Source organism: Streptomyces sp. NPDC046122 (assembly GCF_056429965.1).
The window spans coordinates 70,695-89,653 of the sequence record NZ_JBWKLQ010000001.1 but is presented as its reverse complement, the minus strand read 5'-3'; the positions used below and the strand labels follow the sequence as shown (position 1 = coordinate 89,653).

At 72.5% G+C, this 18,959-nt stretch carries 14 protein-coding genes; 12 read left to right on the top strand and 2 right to left on the bottom strand.

Annotation, left to right across the window (positions count from 1 at the left end; all coding sequences use genetic code 11):
• Nucleotides 1-160 precede the first annotated feature (160 nt).
• The 3 genes from AC07FK_RS00345 to AC07FK_RS00335 all read left to right on the top strand — a co-directional run bounded on the left by AC07FK_RS00345 (nucleotide 161) and on the right by AC07FK_RS00335 (nucleotide 5,749).
• Nucleotides 161-2,275 carry a type IV secretory system conjugative DNA transfer family protein gene (locus tag AC07FK_RS00345; RefSeq protein WP_479101235.1) on the top strand — a complete coding sequence of 705 codons (2,115 nt, stop codon included), beginning with the start codon at nucleotides 161-163 and terminating at the stop codon, nucleotides 2,273-2,275.
• Between the two features lie 95 nt (nucleotides 2,276-2,370).
• Nucleotides 2,371-3,999 (top strand): PucR family transcriptional regulator, encoded by a 1,629-nt coding sequence (locus tag AC07FK_RS00340; RefSeq protein WP_479101233.1) that lies wholly within the window; start codon nucleotides 2,371-2,373, stop codon nucleotides 3,997-3,999.
• Nucleotides 4,000-4,303: 304 nt separating this feature from the next.
• Nucleotides 4,304-5,749, top strand: a complete 1,446-nt coding sequence (locus tag AC07FK_RS00335) for an aldehyde dehydrogenase family protein (protein ID WP_479101232.1) — start codon at nucleotides 4,304-4,306, stop codon at nucleotides 5,747-5,749.
• Between the two features lie 95 nt (nucleotides 5,750-5,844).
• On the opposite strand, the gene AC07FK_RS00330 is transcribed toward AC07FK_RS00335, so the two are convergent.
• On the bottom strand, nucleotides 5,845-6,153 hold the full coding sequence (locus AC07FK_RS00330) for a hypothetical protein (RefSeq protein ID WP_479101230.1): 309 nt from the start codon (nucleotides 6,151-6,153) through the stop codon (nucleotides 5,845-5,847).
• A gap of 255 nt (nucleotides 6,154-6,408) precedes the next feature.
• On the opposite strand from AC07FK_RS00330, the gene AC07FK_RS00325 reads away from it, so the two are divergent.
• Both AC07FK_RS00325 and aroA read left to right on the top strand, forming a co-directional pair.
• Nucleotides 6,409-8,349 carry an acyl-CoA dehydrogenase family protein gene (locus AC07FK_RS00325; protein ID WP_479101228.1) on the top strand — a complete coding sequence of 647 codons (1,941 nt, stop codon included), beginning with the start codon at nucleotides 6,409-6,411 and terminating at the stop codon, nucleotides 8,347-8,349.
• Nucleotides 8,350-8,515: 166 nt separating this feature from the next.
• Nucleotides 8,516-9,754 carry a 3-phosphoshikimate 1-carboxyvinyltransferase gene (gene aroA / locus AC07FK_RS00320; RefSeq protein WP_479101226.1) on the top strand — a complete coding sequence of 413 codons (1,239 nt, stop codon included), beginning with the start codon at nucleotides 8,516-8,518 and terminating at the stop codon, nucleotides 9,752-9,754.
• A 321-nt stretch (nucleotides 9,755-10,075) separates the two neighbouring features.
• Here aroA and AC07FK_RS00315 read toward each other — a convergent pair whose 3' ends face one another.
• Entirely contained in the window at nucleotides 10,076-10,582 is a 507-nt protein-coding gene (locus tag AC07FK_RS00315) for a DinB family protein (RefSeq protein WP_479101224.1), read from the bottom strand.
• A 117-nt stretch (nucleotides 10,583-10,699) separates the two neighbouring features.
• Between AC07FK_RS00315 and AC07FK_RS00310 the strand changes: the two genes are divergently transcribed.
• The 7 genes from AC07FK_RS00310 to AC07FK_RS00280 all read left to right on the top strand — a co-directional run bounded on the left by AC07FK_RS00310 (nucleotide 10,700) and on the right by AC07FK_RS00280 (nucleotide 18,895).
• On the top strand, nucleotides 10,700-11,476 hold the full coding sequence (locus AC07FK_RS00310) for a hypothetical protein (protein ID WP_479101222.1): 777 nt from the start codon (nucleotides 10,700-10,702) through the stop codon (nucleotides 11,474-11,476).
• 232 nt (nucleotides 11,477-11,708) lie between these two features.
• Nucleotides 11,709-12,962, top strand: coding sequence for a 1-deoxy-D-xylulose-5-phosphate reductoisomerase (gene dxr, locus AC07FK_RS00305; RefSeq protein WP_479101221.1), 1,254 nt, complete (start codon nucleotides 11,709-11,711; stop codon nucleotides 12,960-12,962).
• Complete coding sequence (locus AC07FK_RS00300; protein ID WP_479101219.1) at nucleotides 12,959-14,260, top strand: M50 family metallopeptidase; 1,302 nt, start codon at nucleotides 12,959-12,961, stop codon at nucleotides 14,258-14,260. Before dxr ends, AC07FK_RS00300 begins: the two co-directional genes overlap by 4 nt.
• 107 nt (nucleotides 14,261-14,367) lie before the next feature.
• Nucleotides 14,368-15,549: a flavodoxin-dependent (E)-4-hydroxy-3-methylbut-2-enyl-diphosphate synthase gene (gene ispG, locus AC07FK_RS00295; RefSeq protein ID WP_479101217.1), complete on the top strand. Its 1,182-nt coding sequence runs from the start codon at nucleotides 14,368-14,370 to the stop codon at nucleotides 15,547-15,549.
• Between the two features lie 124 nt (nucleotides 15,550-15,673).
• Nucleotides 15,674-16,519, top strand: a complete 846-nt coding sequence (locus tag AC07FK_RS00290; RefSeq protein WP_479101215.1) for a GNAT family N-acetyltransferase — start codon at nucleotides 15,674-15,676, stop codon at nucleotides 16,517-16,519.
• A 26-nt stretch (nucleotides 16,520-16,545) separates the two neighbouring features.
• Nucleotides 16,546-17,118 (top strand): GNAT family N-acetyltransferase, encoded by a 573-nt coding sequence (locus AC07FK_RS00285; RefSeq protein WP_479101213.1) that lies wholly within the window; start codon nucleotides 16,546-16,548, stop codon nucleotides 17,116-17,118.
• Nucleotides 17,119-17,188: 70 nt separating this feature from the next.
• The gene (locus tag AC07FK_RS00280) at nucleotides 17,189-18,895 is read left to right on the top strand and encodes a proline--tRNA ligase (RefSeq protein WP_479101212.1); all 1,707 of its coding nucleotides are present in this window, start codon (nucleotides 17,189-17,191) and stop codon (nucleotides 18,893-18,895) included.
• Nucleotides 18,896-18,959: the final 64 nt, after the last annotated feature.

The following is an 18,959-nucleotide window of genomic DNA, read 5'->3' as shown; positions in this document are numbered from 1 at the left end:
CGCTCCGGCCCCGGGAGCCGGAGGCGCCCGGCAGGCGGACCGCGCCGCCCGCGACATGCCTCCGGCCGGGCGCGGGGGCGGTGAACTGCCCAGCGCCGGGCACTAGATTGAGGCCCTGCGCACAGGCTTGGCGGTCAGGGGACGAGGGGCAGGGCAGCACATGGACACCGAGGGCACCGGCACACCCGACGCACGCGCCACCCGCGCCAATCCCGTACCCCGCCCCGCGGGCCCGCCCCCCTCCGCGCCCCCCGAGGTGCCGCCCGCCCCCACCCACGCGCCCGCCACCGGCCCGAGCCTCACCGAGTGGCTGCGCACGCCGCGCACCGCCGACGGCCCCGGCGTCTGGTCGTACGGCCATGTGCCGCGTCCCGCCGAGGAGCCCGAGACCGTACCCGGCCGCCAGCTCGTCGGCGGGGCTCTGATCTCGCTCCTCACCGCCCTGCTCATCTGGTCCCTCTGCTGGAACGGCTACATCAGCTTCTGGCTCTGGCCGCTCTTCTGGGTCACCCCCGAGTCGTGGCGCGAGGACGGCGGCAACATGGCCTACGTCTGGGTGTCGTACCTCTACTACGGCCTCTTCGCCCTCCTCCTCGCCGTCGCCTTCGGCCGCATGGGCCGCTGGGCCGAGGTGGTACGCCGCTACCTCCTCCCCAAGCCCGCCGCCGCCCGCGCCGTGCCCGATCCCCGCAGCGAACCGGGCTCAGCCGCCGACCCCGCCGAGTGGCCCGAGCTGCGCGGGGCCGGGCAGGCCGAGGCGGCCGCCCGGCTGGCGGAGGAGATCAGGTCCGGGCGGATGAACGACGTCGACTACGCCCGCATCCGCCGCGCCTGGCAGTCCGTGCGGGCCGACCCCTCGCGGCTGAGCGCCTTCACCGACACCGTCCTGCGCCACGGCGCCGCCGCCTGCACCCACCCCTCCGGCGCGCGCGACCTGCCCGTACGCGCCGCAGCGCACGACCTGTGCGCCCGCCAGGTCCGGCTCGGCACCGTCCACCCGGGCGAGCGCAACCCGTACGCCCGGCGCGGTACCGGCCTCGCCCTCGACCCGGAGCTGCTCGGCACCTCCCTCGTCGCCGTCGGTCCGCCCGGCACGGGCAAGACCCGGGCCCTGGTGCGGCCCGTCGTCGAATCGCTCGCCCTCCAGGCGCTCGCGGGGCAGGCCGCCGTCATCGCCGTCGCGGCGGCCGGCACGCAGCTCGGCCCGGACGAGGCGTACGACGTCGTGATCAAGCTCGGTGACCCGTCCTCCGCGTACGACCTGGACCTGTACGGCGGCACCACCGACCCGGACGAGGCCGCCGCGGTGCTCGCCGAGGGCTTCGTCGGCGACCTCCCCGACGTCGACAGCCGGCGCGCCGCCACCGCCCTCGCCCAGCTCCTCGGCCCTTACCGCGCCGCCCACGGCCGCTTCCCCTCCGTGTCCGAACTGCGCGAGCTGCTCGACGGCGTACCGGCCGCGCTCGGCGCGCTGCGCGAGGCGCTGGACGGCGAGTCGCAGTACGCCCTCCGGCGCGAACTCGACGCCCGAGCCCGGCAGGCGGCGGCTCCCGGCGACCCGGGCCTCGCCCTGGCCGACCGGGTGGCGCTGCTCGACCGGCCCGCGTTCGCCTCGTTCTTCGACACGAGCGGCCGGGCGCGGCCCTTCTCGCTCCGCTCCCTGGAACACCCGCTGCGCGTGCGTGTCGACCTGCCGGAGCGCGGTCACGCCGAGGCGTCACGGATGCTCGCGCGACTCGTCCTCGCCCAGTTCACGGCGAGCGCCGCGCACCGCGCCGACCGGTCGCTCTTCGCCTGCCTGGTGCTGGACGACGCGACGCGCGCCATCACCGCGGAGACCGTGCGCGGCATCCAGCGGCTGCGCTCGGCGCACGCCGGCGCGGTGATCACGCTGCGGTCGCTGGACGACGTACCGGAGCACCTGCACGCGGCGCTGCTCGGCGCGGTGGGGTGCCGGATGGCCTTCTCGGGGGTGACGACGTGGGACGGCAAGCGGTTCGCCGAGGCGTGGGGCACCGAATGGGTGGAGACGCGTGACGTGACGAGCCGGACCGTCTTCGCCGACCAGCCGCTCACCCGCGCCTTCCACGTCTTCCGCCGGATCGTGACGGGCAAGGCGGTGACGACGGACGCGATCACGGTACGGAAGGTCGAGCGCGAGCGGTGGTCGGCCTCGGAGCTGGCGCACTCGGTCCCCGCCGGACACGCGGTGCTGTCGCTGACGACGGTGCGCGGGGAGCACGCCCCGCCGCTGCTGGTGGATCTGCGCAGCTGAGCGCGGGGGCGCGGAGGACCCGTACGTCCTGGCAGAATCGAGATGAGCCGTTCATACGCGACGGCGAAAATCCTCCGTCCTAAGGTCAGCCGTCCATGCCGCCCACCCTTGCCTCCCTCGTCCACCACTCGGCGCTCAAGCTCACCGTGCGCGCCGGTGAGGACCGGCTGGACACGCCCGTGCGCTGGGCCCACGTCAGCGAGCTGCCCGACCCCGTGCCGTACATGGAGGGCGGCGAGCTGCTGCTGGTCACCGCCCTGAAGATCGAGGCCGAGGACCCCGAGGTGATGCGCCGGTACGTACGGCGGCTGGCCGGGGCCGGTGTCGTGGGGCTCGGCTTCGCCGTCGGCGTCCATTACGACGACGTCCCCCAGGCCCTCGTCGACGCCGCCACGCAGGAGGGCCTGCCGCTGCTGGAGGTGCCGCGCCGTACGCCCTTCATCGCCATCAGCAAGGCCGTCTCCGCGGCGAACGCCGCCGACCAGTACCGCGCCGTGACCGCCGGTTTCGAGGCGCAGCGCGAGCTGACGAAGGCGGCGCTGTCCGGCGACGGGCCGGGGGACCTGCTGGCCCGGCTCGCGTCGCACGTGAACGGGTGGGCCGCGCTGTACGACGTCTCCGGCGCGGTGGTCGCCGCCGCGCCCGACTGGGCGGCGCGCCGGGCCGCCCGGCTGACCGCCGACGTGGAACGGCTGCGCGAGCGCCCCGCTCCCGCGAGTTCCGTCGTCGGCGGCGGCGCGGACGGCGACGCCGAGGCGGACGACCGCGTCGAGCTCCAGTCGCTGGGCGCGGGGCGGCGGGTACGGGGCGTACTGGCGGTCGGGACGGGGGCTCCGCTGGGCACGGCCGAGCGGTACGCCGTGCACTCGGCCATCGCGCTGCTGACCCTGACCACGGAGCGGTCGCGGTCCCTGCAGGCGGCCGAGCAGCGGCTCGGCGCGGCCGTCCTGCGGATGCTGCTGGCGGGCGAACCGGACCACGCGCGGGCGGTGGCCGGCGAGCTGTACGGGGCGCTGCTCGACGCGCCCTTCCGGCTGCTGATCGCCGAGCCCGCGGTCGCGGAGGCGGAGGCCGCGCCCGCCGGGACCGACCCCCTGAACGCGCTCGCCGACGCCATGGAGTCCGCGGCGCTGCGGGCGGGGGAGCCGGTGCTGGTGGTGCCGGACGGCGACCGGCTGGTGGTGCTCGCCGCGGACGCGGGCGAAGCGGTGGACGCGTGCCTCGCCCATACGGAGGCCCTGCGAGGCGACTCGGTGCGGCCGCACGAGCCGGCGGACGCGGACGACCTCGTGGTCGGGCTCTCGGCGCCGGCCGGACCGATCACGGCGGTCGGGGCGTACAAGCAGGCGGAACAGGCGCTGTCGGTGGCGCGCCGGCGGGGGCGCGCGCTGGTCGAGCACGAGGAGCTGGCGGCGGGCTCGGTGATGCAGCTCCTCGCGGACGACGCGGTCAGGTCGTTCGCGGACGGAACACTGCGCGCCCTGCACGAACACGACGCGAAGGGCCGGGGCGACCTGATCGCCTCCCTGCGGGCGTGGCTCTCCCGGCACGGCCAGTGGGACGCGGCGGCGGCGGACCTGGGCGTGCACCGGCACACGCTGCGGTACCGGATGCGTCGCGTCGAGGAGATCCTGGGCCGCTCACTGGACGACGCGGACGTCCGGATGGAGCTGTGGCTGGCCCTGAAGGCCACGAGCACGTCCACCCCGCCGCCCACGACCTGACGCGCGGAACTGGGGGCGGGCGACGCGGTGCCGGCGCCGGCCCGCAGCCCCTTCGGCGTTCGAGGAGCAGGGTCCGGGGCGGAGCCCCGGTTCGGGAAGGGGCGGGGCAGGGGAAAATCCGCCACCGGCCGAGGTGCGCTCGCACCCGTACTGCCCAGCCCCGCCACGGCGTACGACCCTGTCGTCGTCCAAACCGGCGTCCCCGCGACACGCAGCACTCCACCTCGGACAAACGACCTCCCGCCTCCGCACCCCTACCGTGGTGGACATCAGCACCCACCCCCTCGGAAGGGCCGGAAACGACATGACTTCCACCCACGCCTTCTGGCTCGCCGGCCGCCAGGCCACCGGCGAGGACGCGTTCGACGTCACGTCCCCCTGGGACGGCCGGCTCGTCGGTACCGTGAGCATCCCCACCGACGCGCAGGTCGAAGAGGCCGTCGCCGCCGCGAAGGCCGTCGAGGCCGAGTACGCGGCCACGCCCGCGCACGTGCGCGCCGCCGCCCTCGACCACGTCAGCAAGCGTCTCGTGGAGCGGACGGAGGAGATCGCGCAGCTGATCTCCGCCGAGAACGGCAAGCCGATCAAGTGGGCCCGCGGTGAAGTCGGCCGCGCCGTTTCCGTGTTCCGGTTCGCCGCCGAGGAAGCCCGTCGTTTCAACGGCGGAGAGGCCCAGCGCCTCGACACCGACGCCGGTGGCGTCGGCCGCCTCGCCCTGACGCGCCGCTTCCCCCGCGGCACCGTCCTCGGCATCGCGCCCTTCAACTTCCCGCTGAACCTGTGCGCGCACAAGGTCGCCCCGGCCATCGCCGTCGGCGCCCCGATCATCCTCAAGCCGGCCCCCGCCACGCCGCTGTCCGGCCTGATCCTGGGTGAGCTGCTCGCCGAGACCGACCTGCCGGCCGGCTCCTGGTCCGTCCTCCCCGTGGCCAACGACAAGATGCCGGCGCTGGTGCAGGACGACCGCCTGCCCGTCATCTCCTTCACCGGGTCTGAGAAGGTCGGTTACGCGATCATGGACTCGGTGCCGCGCAAGCACTGCACCCTGGAGCTCGGCGGCAACGGCGCGGCTGTCGTCCTGGCCGACTGGGCCACGGACGAGGACCTGGACTGGGCCGCGACCCGCATCGCGACCTTCTCCAACTACCAGGCCGGTCAGTCCTGCATCTCCGTGCAGCGCGTGATCGCCGACGCGTCCGTGTACGAGCGTCTCGTCCCGAAGATCGTCGCGGCCGTCGAGGCCCAGGTCACCGGTGACCCGAACGACGCAGCCACCGACGTCGGCCCGCTGGTCAACGAGGACGCCGCCAAGCGCGTCGAGGCGTGGGTCGACGAGGCCGTCAGGGCCGGCGCGAGCCTGCTGACCGGTGGAAAGCGCGAGGGCGCGTCGTACGCCCCGACCGTCCTCGCCGACGTACCGGCCGACACCACGGTCTCCTGCGAGGAGGTCTTCGGACCGGTGCTGACGGTCCGCAAGGTGGAGGGCGAGGCCGAGGCGTTCGCCGCGGTCAACGACTCCAAGTACGGCCTCCAGGCGGGCGTGTTCACCCACGACCTCCAGACGGCCTTCCGCGCCCACCGCGAGCTGGAGGTCGGCGGCGTGATCGTCGGCGACGTCCCGTCGTACCGCGCGGACCAGATGCCGTACGGCGGCGTCAAGCAGTCCGGCGTCGGCCGCGAGGGTGTGCGGTTCGCGATGGACGACTACACGTACGAGCGGGTCATGGTCTTCACGGGCCTCGCCCTCTGACCTCGTACGCCACCTGAGCCACGGCCGGAGCCCACTGTGCGGGGGCTCCGGCCGTATTCATTCACCACCGAGCCGGGTCCGCCCGGCTGTGACGGTCACTCAAGGGCTTCCTCCCAGTGCACGCACTCCAGATCCTGACCCCGCATCTCGTACTTGACGCAGATCCGCGACCGGATCACCGGAGGGTCCTTCTCCCGGTCATGGAACTCGGTGATGATCCGGCCGTCCTCGATCCGGGACACTCCGTACTGCTGGGCGTAGTCGACGCCCATCTTGCGTTCGAGCGTGAAGCTCGCCAGGCCGTACTTCCTGGCGGCTTCGGGGTGCTTCTTGAACACCTCCGCGATGTCGGCGAGGAACGCGGCGTCCTGTCCGGTGTCGTAGTCAGCGGCGGTCACGGCCATCTCCCTGCGGGAAAGCGTCGGACATTTCCCCCGTCTCCAGGCTCCTACGCGCCTCACCCCCACGCGAGTCGGGGCCTCCCGCACCGCCGGACGCTCGGGCGAAGCCATCGCGCCGCGGCCGTGCCGTGTCCCGACCGGGGCCGCGATCGATGCGCCAGGGGTGGTGGGGATGCCGGGAATCGGGTAGATACGGTCGAGTAAACCAGTCGGTAATGCGACCGACCGGGCCACGACTCGCGGCGAGGTGAGCTCCTCATGTCCGCACAACCGACCCAGCAGCCCAAGGTCTCCGAGCGCGAAGCACGGCAGGTCGCCGAGGCGGCGCGCGAGCAGGACTGGCGCAAGCCCAGTTTCGCCAAGGAGCTCTTCCTCGGCCGCCTGCGCATGGACCTCATCCACCCCCACCCGATGCCACCGCCCCAGGACGCGGCGCGTGGAGAGGCCTTTCTCGCCAAGCTCCGGGACTTCTGCGAGACGCGGATCGACGGCGCGCGGATCGAGCGCGAGGCGAAGATCCCCGACGAGGTGATCAACGGGCTCAAGGAGCTCGGCGCGCTCGGCATGAAGATCGACATCAAGTACGGCGGCCTCGGCCTCACCCAGGTGTACTACAACAAGGCCCTGGCGCTCGTCGGCTCCGCGAGCCCCGCCATCGGCGCCCTCCTGTCGGCGCATCAGTCGATCGGCGTACCGCAGCCGCTCAAAATCTTCGGTACGCAGGAGCAGCGGGACGCCTTCCTGCCGCGCCTGGCCCGCACCGACATCTCCGCGTTCCTCCTCACCGAGCCGGACGTGGGCTCCGACCCCGCCCGGCTCGCGACGACGGCGGTGCCGGACGGCGACGCGTACGTGCTGGACGGCGTGAAGCTCTGGACGACGAACGGGGTGGTCGCCGACCTGCTGGTCGTCATGGCGCGCGTCCCGAAGTCGGAGGGTCACAGGGGCGGCATCACCGCCTTCGTGGTCGAGGCGGACGCGCCGGGCATCACCGTCGAGAACCGCAACGCCTTCATGGGGCTGCGCGGCCTGGAGAACGGCGTCACCCGCTTCCACCAGGTACGGGTCCCCGCCGCCAACCGCATCGGCCCCGAGGGCGCCGGTCTCAAGATCGCGCTGACCACGCTCAACACCGGCCGCCTGTCCCTGCCCGCGATGTGCGTGGGCGCGGGCAAGTGGTGTCTGAAGATCGCCCGTGAGTGGTCGTCGGTGCGCGAGCAGTGGGGCAAGGCGGTGGCCTTCCACGAGGCCGTCGGCTCGAAGATCTCCTTCATCGCCGCCACGACCTTCGCCCTCGAAGCGGTGCTCGACCTGTCCTCGCAGATGGCCGACGAGGACCGCAACGACATCCGCATCGAGGCGGCCCTCGCCAAGCTGTACGGCAGCGAGATGGCCTGCCTGATGGCCGACGAACTCGTCCAGATCCGCGGCGGCCGCGGCTTCGAGACGGCGGACTCACTGGCCGCGCGGGGCGAACGGGCGGTCCCCGCCGAGCAGTTGCTGCGCGACCTGCGCATCAACCGGATCTTCGAGGGCTCCACCGAGATCATGCACCTGCTGATCGCGCGCGAGGCGGTCGACGCCCACCTGAAGGTGGCGGGCGACATCATCGACCCCGACAAGCCGCTCTCGGCGAAGGCGAAGGCGGGCGCGAACGCGGCGGGCTTCTACGCCAAGTGGCTGCCGAAACTGGTCACGGGACCGGGCCAGCTCCCGCGCTCGTACGCCGAGTTCCACCCGGCCGGGCACCCCGACCTGTCGGTACACCTCCGCTACGCCGAGCGCACCGCGCGCAAGCTCGCCCGCTCCACCTTCTACGCGATGTCGCGCTGGCAGGGCCGCATGGAGACGAAGCAGGGTTTCCTCGGCCGGATCGTCGACATCGGCGCCGAGCTCTTCGCGGTCAGCGCGGCCTGTGTACGCGCCGAACTCCTGCGCACGACCACGGATCACGGCCGCGAGGCGTACCAACTGGCCGACGCCTTCTGCCGCCAGTCCCGCATCCGGACCGAGGAACTCTTCAACCGCCTGTGGACCAACACCGACGACCTCGACCACAAGGTCGTCAAGGGCGTCCTGTCCGGTACGTACACCTGGCTGGAGTCGGGCATCGTCGACCCCAGCGGCGACGGCCCCTGGATCGCCGAGGCCGCCCCCGGCCCCTCGGAACGGGAGAACGTCCACCGTCCGATCCGGTGACGCACGGAGCGCACCCGGCGGCACTCGCGCCGGCCGGGTGCGCTCCGCGCCTGCCGTACGCCCGTACGTACCGCCGGGTGGCTTCGCGCCGGCCGTACGTCCCTGCGTGTCCAAGGGGCGGAACGCGGCGCGGCGCGCCCGCGCGGGCGCGGCAGGATGGGGTGCTGTGACCCTCGTAGACATCCCCGGCTCCAAGTCCGTGACCGCCCGCGCCCTCTTCCTCGCCGCCGCGGCCGCCGGAACCACCACCCTGCTGCGTCCCCTGAGCTCGGACGACACCGAGGGCTTCGCCGAGGGACTCGGCCGGCTCGGCTACCGGCTGGAGCGTGAGGCAGGCGCCTGGCGCGTCGAGGGGCGCCCCGAGGGACCGGCGGTGGGCGAGGCCGACGTGTACTGCCGTGACGGCGCCACCACCGCCCGCTTCCTGCCCACGCTCGCCGCCGCCGGGGCGTCCGGCACGTACCGCTTCGACGCGTCCCCGCAGATGCGCCGCCGCCCGCTCGCCCCGCTCACCGGCGCCCTGCGCGCGCTCGGCGTCGACCTCCGCCACGAGGAGGCCGAGGGCCACCACCCGCTGCGGATCCACGCCGCCGGTATCAAGGGCGGCGACGTCACCCTCGACGCGGGCGAGTCGTCGCAGTACCTGACGGCGCTCCTGATGCTCGGCCCGCTGACCGCCGAGGGCCTGCGCATCACGGTCACCGACCTCGTCTCGGCGCCGTACGTCGAGATCACGCTCGCGATGATGCGCAGTTTCGGGGTGGAGGTCACCCGCGAGGGCGCCACCTTCACCGTTCCGCCCGGCGGCTACCGCGCCACGACGTACGCCGTCGAGCCCGACGCCTCCACCGCGAGCTACTTCTTCGCCGCGGCGGCGATCTCGCCCGGCCGCGAGGTCACGGTCCCCGGGCTCGGCGCCGGCGCGCTCCAAGGCGACCTGCGCTTCGTCGACGTGCTGGAGCGGATGGGCGCCGAGGTCCGCGTCGCCGCCGACAGCACCACCGTCCGGGGCACCGGCGTCCTGCGCGGCCTCACGGTCAACATGCGCGACATCTCCGACACCATGCCGACGCTGGCGGCCATCGCGCCGTACGCCGCCGGACCGGTCCGCATCGAGGACGTCGCCAACACACGCGTGAAGGAGTGCGACCGGCTGGAGGCCTGCGCGGAGAATCTGCGCAGGATGGGCGTCACGGTCGCCACCGGTCCCGACTGGATCGAGATCCGGCCCGGCGCGCCCCGGCCCGCCGAGATCGCCACCCACGGCGACCACCGCATGGCGATGTCCTTCGCGGTCACGTCCCTGCGCACCGCGGCCGGCGTCACCTTCGACGACCCCGGCTGCGTGCGCAAGACGTTCCCGTCCTTCCACGAGGTCTTCGCGGCGCTCCAGCGCGCCTGGTAGCCGTCGGCGGACGCCGCCGCGGCCCGCTCAACCGCCGGAGACGACGAGCCGCGGCCTCAGCCCGGAATCCGGGCACCGGCAGCCGGACCTTCGCGGCGTGCGGCGGACCCAAGAGCGCGACGGGCGCGTTCTCGTAGCGCTGGATGCCCTCCCGTGCGACGAGGAGGCACTCCGCCGCGAGGTCCGAAGCCGCCGGAACCGCCAACTCCCGCCCGACGCGCGCGACTCGGCCCGCGCACCGCACCACGCGGCCGGCCTCCCCGGCACCGGACTCCTCAACCGAGTGGATCCGCGGCTCACTTGCGGCCCCGCGGTCACGGGTCACACGCCGACGCTTCCGTCGATCGCCTCGCGCAGGAAGTCGGCGTGGCCGTTGTGGCGGGCGTACTCGTGCATCATGTGCAGCATCACCAGCCGCAGCGACACGTCCTTGCCCGTCCGGGCCCAGACGCCCGTCACGTCGAGCGACTCCGCCTCCCGCTCGATGCGCCGCGCGTGCTCGACCTCCGTCCGCCAGGCGTCGAACGCCTGCGACCGCGTGGCCGAGGTCGCGTCGTACGCCACCTGGTAGTCGCCCTCGTCCGACCAGACGAGCGGGATGTCCTCGCCGCTGATCACCCGGCGGAACCAGGCCCGTTCCACCTCCGCCATGTGCCGCACCAGACCCAGCAGCGACAGCGTCGACGGCGGCACCGAACGCCGGCGCAGGTCCTCGTCGCTCAGCCCGTCGCACTTCATGGCGAGCGTCGCGCGGTGGAAGTCCAGCAGGGCGCGCAGGGTCTGGCGTTCACCGGCGACGACGAACGGATCGATGCGTTCGGTGGCCACGGCGGGCTCCTTCTCGTACGGGCGAATGGGCGTCCGGGGCGGTGCCTGTGGCGCGAACCGCACCCATGCACCACAATCGTGCACTCACCCACGCGTCAACAGAACCAGGGGTCACGCATGTTCGGGGCGGGAAAGCACAGCCGGCGGCGGCGTGGGGCGGCCCTCGCGGCGGGCGGTCTTCTGCTGGCCGGCGCGGCCGCGTGCGGCGGCGGCCCGGACGGCGACGCCGGCCAGGACGGCAAGCGGCCCGGCGGCGAGGACCGGGCGTCCGCGAGCGCCACCGGGCCCCGGGCGCTCACCGAGGCCCAGCTCACCGCCGCCTCCTTCACCGACGGTGAGACGGTCGGCAAGTACACCGCGTCCGAGTTCACCCTCGGCGCGCCGCACGGCGACGACTACACGGCCGATCCCGCCGTCTGCCAGCCCCTGGTCAGCCTCGCCGCCGACGTCACCGGCTTCGACCTGAAGAGCGAGGTCAGCCGCCAGGTCGACGTCCCCGACGAGATGCTCGGCCTCACCGTCGCCGTGCAGCTCCGCTCGTACGGGGGCGGCGACGCGGCCCGGGTGATGAAGGCCCTCGACCGGGCCGGCCGGGAGTGCGCCGACGGCTTCACCGAGGTACGGGCCATCGCCAGGGGAAGGTACCTGAAGGTGGAGCGGGTCGAGGCGCCCGACCTCGGCGCGGGCGCGGACGAGGCCAGGGCGTACCACTTCACGATTCTCGACGTGAAGGGGAAGCTGAAGCTCCACGAGTACCTCACCGTCGTGCGCTCCGGCTCGGCCACCCTCTCCTTCCGGGGCGAGATCACCGACACCAAGGACTTCGGCGGTGTGCCCGAGTCGGTCACCGACGCGCAGTGGGAGAAGTTCCGGTCGGTGGTCGCACCGAGGTGATCCGCGGGCCGGCCCGTACGCCGAACGGCCGTCGCCGCCCCGGCCGATGGGGTAGGCGCGTACGCGGCGCACCGGCGGCCGGCCGCCGCCGCCGCGCCACCCCGCCGCCGCCGCGCCACCCCGCCGCGGCGGTGCTCCCGCCGGCCTCCGCGGTCGCCCCGCCGGCACGGCGGCGGTGAATCGAAGGGGCGCGTTGTCCGCGCGGTGCGCCATTGCGGCAACAATGGGGGGCATGAGCGACAGTCCAGCCCCCCTCGCCGACCCGCACATCGCCTTCGACCCGTCCGAAGGCCGCCGCGACATCGTCGTCCTCGGCTCCACCGGGTCCATCGGAACCCAGGCCATCGACCTGGTGCTCCGCAATCCCGACCGCTTCCGCGTCACCGCGCTCTCCGCGGCCGGCGGCCGGGTCGCCCTGCTCGCCGAGCAGGCGCGGCGGCTGCGGGTCCGTACCGTCGCGGTCGCCCGCGAGGACGCGGTGCCCGCCCTGCGCGAGGCGCTCGCGGCCCAGTACGGAAACGCGGAGCCCCTCCCCGAGATCCTGGCCGGGCCCGACGCCGCCACCGAGGTCGCCTCCTCCTCGTGCCACACGGTGCTCAACGGCATCACGGGATCCATCGGCCTCGCCCCGACCCTGGCCGCCCTCGAAGCGGGCCGCACGCTCGCGCTCGCGAACAAGGAGTCGCTGATCGTCGGCGGCCCGCTCGTGAAGGCGCTCGCCAAGCCCGGCCAGATCATCCCGGTCGACTCCGAGCACGCCGCGCTCTTCCAGGCCCTCGCCGGAGGTACCCGTTCCGACGTGCGCAAGCTCGTCGTCACCGCGTCCGGCGGCCCGTTCCGCGGACGGACGAAGGCCGAGCTGGCCGGCGTCACCCGACAGGACGCACTCGCGCACCCCACCTGGGCGATGGGCCCGGTGATCACCGTGAATTCGGCCACTCTGGTCAACAAGGGGCTGGAGGTCATCGAGGCGCACCTCCTGTACGACATCCCCTTCGACCGCATCGAGGTCGTCGTCCACCCACAGTCGTACGTTCACTCGATGGTGGAATTCACCGACGGCTCGACGCTCGCCCAGGCGACGCCGCCCGACATGCGGGGCCCCATCGCCATCGGCATCGGATGGCCGGAGCGCGTCCCGGACGCGGCCCCCGCCTTCGACTGGTCCAAGGCGTCGACCTGGGAGTTCTACCCGCTCGACGACGACGCCTTCCCCTCCGTGGGACTCGCCCGCCACGTCGGTACGCTCGGGGGCACGGCTCCGGCGGTGTTCAATGCCGCGAACGAGGAGTGCGTCGACGCGTTTCTCGCGGGACGGCTGCCGTTCACCGGAATCGTGGATACGGTCGCCGCAGTAGTGGCCGAGCACGGCGCCCCTCGTACGGGAACCTCGCTCACGGTCGCGGACGTCCTGGAAGCCGAGACCTGGGCACGAGCCCGGGCCCGTGAAATCGCAGCACAGGCAACAGCGGAGGCTCGCGCATGACGACGATCCTGTTGACGGTCCTCGGGATAGTCATCTTCTTCGCCGGGCTGCTCGTCTCCATCGCCTGGCACGAGCTCGGCCACCTCTCGACCGCCAAGCTCTTCGGCGTCCGCGTGCCGCAGTACATGGTCGGCTTCGGCCCGACCCTCTGGTCGCGGCACCGGGGTGAGACGGAGTACGGCATCAAGGCCATCCCCCTCGGCGGCTACATCCGCATGATCGGAATGTTCCCGCCGGGACCCGACGGCAAGATCGAGGCCCGGTCGACTTCGCCGTGGCGCGGCATGATCGAGGACGCCCGTTCGGCGGCGTACGAGGAGCTGCGGCCCGGCGACGAGACGCGCCTCTTCTACACGCGCAAGCCGTGGAAGCGCGTGATCGTGATGTTCGCCGGCCCCTTCATGAACCTGATCCTGGCCGTGGCGATCTTCCTCGGCGTCTTCATGACGATCGGCCTGAACCAGCAGACGACCACCGTCGACACGGTCGTCCCCTGTGTGGTCGCGCAGAGCGAGAACCGCGACTGCCGCAAGGGCGACCCCGCGTCGCCCGCCAAGGCCGCCGGCCTGGAGAAGGGCGACAGGATCGTCGCCTTCAACGGCCGGCCCGTCGAGGACTGGACGACCCTGTCCGACCGGATCCGCGAGACCATCGGCCCGGCCACGATCACGGTCGAGCGCGACGGCGCCCAGAAGGTCCTCAAGGCCGACCTGATCGCCAACAAGGTCGCCAAGAAGGACGCCCAGGGGCAGCCCATCGCCGATCAGTACGTCGAGGCGGGCTACCTCGGCTTCGGGCCCGGCTCGGCTGTCACCCCGCTGTCCTTCACCGAATCGCTGGACCGCATGGGCGTGATGATCGAGTCCGGCGTTAACTCGCTGATCGACCTGCCGTCCAAGGTCCCCGACCTGTGGAACGCGACGTTCAACGGCGAGGAGCGCAAGGCCGACTCCCCGATGGGCGTGGTCGGCGCGGCCCGCGTCGGCGGCGAGATCCTCGGTCTCGGACTGCCCATGGAGAACACCGTCGGGATGATGCTGTTCCTCATCGCCGGCTTCAACCTCTCCCTCTTCCTGTTCAACATGCTCCCGCTCCTGCCGCTCGACGGCGGACACATCGCGGGTGCCCTGTGGGAGTCGCTGCGGCGCACGGTGGCGAAGGTGTTCCGGCGGCCCGACCCGGGCCCCTTCGACGTCGCCAAACTGATGCCCGTGGCCTATGTGGTCGCCGGTGTCTTCATCTGCTTCACGGCGCTCGTACTGGTGGCCGATGTGGTCAATCCGGTACGAATCTCTTGAGCGGACGCGGTGACGTGGTGTGCTCCGGGCTTTCGCGGTGACGTAACCTCGAAGTCCGGAGCCCGCCGATCTCGGGACCTTGATCCACACTTGGGGTTGCACAGCAGATGACTGCAATTTCTCTCGGAATGCCGTCCGTTCCGACGAAGCTCGCCGACCGTAGGGTCAGCCGCAAGATCCAGGTCGGGTCGGTGGCCGTCGGCGGGGACGCACCCGTCTCGGTGCAGTCGATGACGACCACCAGGACGTCCGACATCGGCGCGACGCTCCAGCAGATCGCGGAGCTGACGGCCTCGGGCTGCCAGATCGTACGCGTGGCCTGTCCCACCCAGGACGACGCCGACGCGCTGGCCACCATCGCGCGCAAGTCGCAGATCCCGGTGATCGCGGACATCCACTTCCAGCCGAAGTACGTCTTCGCCGCCATCGACGCCGGCTGCGCGGCGGTCCGGGTGAACCCGGGCAACATCAAGCAGTTCGACGACAAGGTGAAGGAGATCGCCAAGGCGGCCTCCGACGCCGGGACGCCGATCCGCATCGGCGTCAACGCCGGATCGCTCGACGCGCGCCTGCTGAAGAAGTACGGCAAGGCCACGCCCGAGGCCCTGGTCGAGTCCGCGCTGTGGGAGGCGTCGCTCTTCGAGGAGCACGGGTTCGGTGACATCAAGATCTCGGTCAAGCACAACGACCCGGTCGTGATGGTCAACGCCTACCGCCAGCTCGCCGCCCAGTCCGACTACCCGCTGCACCTCGGTGTGACGGAGGCGGGCCCCGCGTTCCAGGGCACCATCAAGTCCGCCGTGGCGTTCGGCGCGCTGCTCAGCGAGGGCATCGGCGACACCATCCGCGTCTCGCTGTCCGCGCCGCCGGCGGAGGAGGTCAAGGTCGGCCTGCAGATCCTGGAGGCGCTCAACCTCAAGCAGCGCCGCCTGGAGATCGTGTCCTGCCCGTCCTGCGGGCGCGCCCAGGTCGACGTCTACAAGCTGGCCGACCAGGTGGCCGCCGGTCTCGACGGCATGGAGGTGCCGCTGCGCGTGGCCGTCATGGGCTGCGTCGTCAACGGTCCCGGCGAGGCGCGTGAAGCGGACCTCGGCGTCGCGTCCGGCAACGGCAAGGGCCAGATCTTCGTCAAGGGCGAGGTCATCAAGACCGTGCCCGAGTCGAAGATCGTCGAGACCCTCATCGAAGAGGCGCTGAAGATCGCCGAGCAGATGGAGAAGGACGGCGTCCCGTCCGGCCCTCCGGTCGTCGACGCCGTCGGCGAGCCCGAGGCCGCCGTCAGTCACTGACTTCCCCCGCACCTGTACGGGACGGAGCCCTGCCCCCGGCAGGGCTCCGTCCCGTATTGCGGCGTCCCGCGGGAGCGCCCGGTAGAGTGCGGAGATCAGAAGACCGTACGGTGAGGCCCCTCACGTGTTGACTCAGACCACTACCCGGGTCCTCGACCCCGGCGAACTCGGCGCCGCTCTCGCGATCCTCGAAAGCGAGCCCGTCGCCAACGCCTTCGTGACCTCGCGCGTGCAGGCGGCGGGACTCGACCCGTGGCGCCTCGGCGGCGAGATGTGGGGCTGGTACGCCGACGGCCGCCTCCGCTCCCTGTGCTACTCCGGCGCCAACCTGGTCCCGATCTGCGCGACCCCCGAAGCCGTCCGGGGCTTCGCCGACCGCGCCCGCCGGGCCGGCCGCCGCTGCTCCTCGATCGTCGGCCCCGCCGAGACCACCCGGCAGCTGTGGCGGCTGCTGGAACCCAGCTGGGGACCCGCCCGCGACGTACGACCGCACCAGCCGCTCATGGTCACCGAGCAGCCCTCGCCCGACGTTCGGCCCGACCCCCGCGTCCGGCGCATCGGCAAGGCCGAGATGGACGTGATCATGCCGGCGTGCGTGGCGATGTTCACCGAGGAGGTCGGCGTCTCGCCGCTCGCCGGCGACGGCGGGCTGCTCTACCAGGCGCGGGTCGCCGAACTCGTCGCCTCCGGCCGGTCGTTCGCCCGCATCGACGACGGCAAGGTCGTCTTCAAGGCGGAGATCGGCGCCGCGACCGCGCAGGCGTGCCAGATCCAGGGCGTCTGGGTGGCCCCCGAGTTCCGCGGCCGCGGCCTGTCCGAGACCGGCATGGCGGCCGTCCTGCGCTACGCGCTGGCCGATGTCGCGCCCATCGTCAGCCTGTACGTGAACGACTTCAACACCGCCGCCCGCGCCGCCTACCGGAAGGTCGGATTCCGCGAGGTCGGCGCGTTTATGAGCGTGTTGTTCTGACCTCCCCGCGAAGTAGGGTGCGCTCCATGGCACCTCTTTCCGGGGGAGAACCCCAGACCCCCGCCGTTGTGATCGAGCCCGTCGATCTCGCCGCGCGCGTGGACGAGGCGCTCGCCGTACAGGCCCTCGCCTTCGGCCTCACCGACGAGGAGATCGGGGTGCGCCGTCACATCGTGCTGCGGCACCTGCTGAACCCCGGCGCCCGGGCGCTCGGCGCCACGACGCCCGACGGGAGGCTCGTCGGCTTCGTCTACGGGATGCCCAACAGCCGTGCCCACTGGTGGTCCACGGTCGTCGAGCCGTACCTGCGCCAGACCGGCAGCGACGGCTGGCTCGACAACTCCTTCGTCATCACCGAACTCCACGTCGCCCCCGCCCACCAGGCGCGCGGCATCGGCCGCCGGCTCATCACCGCCATCACCGACACCGCGCAGGAGCCCCGCTCGATCCTCTCCGCGATCGACACCGAGAGCCCGGCCCGCGGCCTCTACCGGGCACTGGGCTACGTCGACCTGGCCCGCCGGGTCCACTTCCCGAGCGCTCCCAGGCCGTACGCCGTGATGGGCGCGCCGCTCCCGCTGCGCCGTCACGGCCGGTAACGGATTTCCCGTGCCCGACGCCGCCCGGCTAACCTCCTAGCCCTCACACTTTTCTTCGCAGGAGTTCACCATGGCCCAGGTCCAGCGCATGTCCCGTCTGATGGTCAAGACACTGCGTGACGACCCGGCGGACGCCGAGACGCTCAGCCACAAGCTGCTGGTGCGCGCCGGCTACGTCCGCCGGAACGCGGCGGGGATCTGGACCTGGCTCCCGCTGGGCAAGAAGGTCCTCGAGAACATCACGCGCGTCGTCCGCGAGGAGATGGACGAGATCGGCGCCCAGGAGGTGCTGCTCCCCGCGCTCCTGCCCAAGGAGGCGTACGAGGCGAGCGGCCGCTGGGAGGAGTACGGCGACCTGCTCTTCCGTCTCAAGGACCGCAAGGGCGCCGACTACCTGCTCGGCCCGACGCACGAAGAGATCTTCACGCAGACCGTCAAGGACCAGTGCACGTCGTACAAGGACCTGCCGGTCATGCTCTACCAGATCCAGACGAAGTACCGCGACGAGGCGCGTCCGCGCTCCGGCGTGCTGCGCGGCCGTGAGTTCCAGATGAAGGACTCGTACTCCTTCGACACCACCGACGAGGGCCTCGCGGAGTCGTACGCGCTGCACCGCGCCGCGTACCAGAAGATCTTCGCGCGCCTGGGCCTCGACTTCCGCATCGTCTCCGCCGTGTCCGGCGCGATGGGCGGCTCGGCGTCCGAGGAGTTCCTGGCCCCGGCCGCGGCCGGCGAGGACACCTTCGTGGACTGCCCGGCGTGCGACTACGCCGCGAACACCGAGGCCGTCACGTTCAGCGCCGAGGCCGTCGCCGCCGCGTACGACGGCGCGGAGCACGGACCGGTCGAGGAGCTGGACACCCCCGACACCCCGACGATCGAGACCCTGGCCGACCACCTCGGCGTACCGGCCTCGGCCACCCTCAAGAACCTGCTGGTCAAGGTCGACGGCGAGATCGTCGCCGTCGGCGTCCCCGGCGACCGCGAGGTCGACCTGGGCAAGCTCGGCGAGCACCTGGCGCCCGCCGTGGTCGAGCTGGTCACGGCCGAGGACTTCGTGGGCCGCCCCGACCTCGTACGCGGCTACGTCGGCCCGCAGGGGCTGGAGAAGGTCCGCTACATCGCGGACCCGCGCGTCGCCGCCGGCACCGCCTGGATCACCGGCGCCAACCAGCAGGACAAGCACGCGAAGAACGTCGTCGCCGGCCGCGACTTCCAGGTCGACGACTACCTCGACGTCGTCGTGGTCGAAGAGGGAGACCCCTGCCCGAAGTGCGGCACCGGCCTCAAGCTGGACCGCGCGATCGAGATCGGCCACATCTTCCAGCTCGGCCGCAAGTACGCCGACACCTTCCAGCTCGACGTGCTCGGTCAGCAGGGCAAGCCCGTCCGCGTGACCATGGGCTCGTACGGCATCGGCGTCTCCCGCGCCGTCGCCGCGCTCGCCGAGCAGTCGGCCGACGACAAGGGCCTGTGCTGGCCCGCCGAGATCGCCCCGGCCGACGTGCACGTCGTCGCCGCGGGCAAGGCGCTCCAGACGGAGCTGGCCGTCGAGGTCGCGGACAAGCTGGGCGCGGCCGGTCTGCGCGTGCTGGTCGACGAGCGTCCGGGCGTCTCGCCGGGCGTCAAGTTCACGGACGCCGAGCTCATCGGCGTACCGAAGATCCTGGTGGCGGGCCGCCGCAGCGCCGAGGGCGTCGTGGAGCTGAAGGACCGCCGCACGGGCGAGCGCGAGGAGCTGACGGTCGACGAGGCGATCGCCCGCCTGACCGCCTGATCCGGCCGGCAGCACCACGAGGGCCCCGCGCGGATCGCGCGGGGCCCTCGTGCGTGCCCCCGGC

Coding starts and splice junctions, on each gene's coding strand:
- AC07FK_RS00345 (WP_479101235.1), top strand. CDS start 161: ATGGACACCGAGGGCACCGGCACACCCGACGCACGCGCCACCCGCGCC.
- dxr (WP_479101221.1), top strand. CDS start 11,709: ATGAGCGACAGTCCAGCCCCCCTCGCCGACCCGCACATCGCCTTCGAC.
- AC07FK_RS00300 (WP_479101219.1), top strand. CDS start 12,959: ATGACGACGATCCTGTTGACGGTCCTCGGGATAGTCATCTTCTTCGCC.
- ispG (WP_479101217.1), top strand. CDS start 14,368: ATGACTGCAATTTCTCTCGGAATGCCGTCCGTTCCGACGAAGCTCGCC.
- AC07FK_RS00325 (WP_479101228.1), top strand. CDS start 6,409: ATGTCCGCACAACCGACCCAGCAGCCCAAGGTCTCCGAGCGCGAAGCA.
- AC07FK_RS00335 (WP_479101232.1), top strand. CDS start 4,304: ATGACTTCCACCCACGCCTTCTGGCTCGCCGGCCGCCAGGCCACCGGC.
- AC07FK_RS00280 (WP_479101212.1), top strand. CDS start 17,189: ATGGCCCAGGTCCAGCGCATGTCCCGTCTGATGGTCAAGACACTGCGT.
- AC07FK_RS00310 (WP_479101222.1), top strand. CDS start 10,700: ATGTTCGGGGCGGGAAAGCACAGCCGGCGGCGGCGTGGGGCGGCCCTC.
- AC07FK_RS00330 (WP_479101230.1), bottom strand. CDS start 6,153: ATGGCCGTGACCGCCGCTGACTACGACACCGGACAGGACGCCGCGTTC.
- AC07FK_RS00340 (WP_479101233.1), top strand. CDS start 2,371: ATGCCGCCCACCCTTGCCTCCCTCGTCCACCACTCGGCGCTCAAGCTC.
- AC07FK_RS00285 (WP_479101213.1), top strand. CDS start 16,546: ATGGCACCTCTTTCCGGGGGAGAACCCCAGACCCCCGCCGTTGTGATC.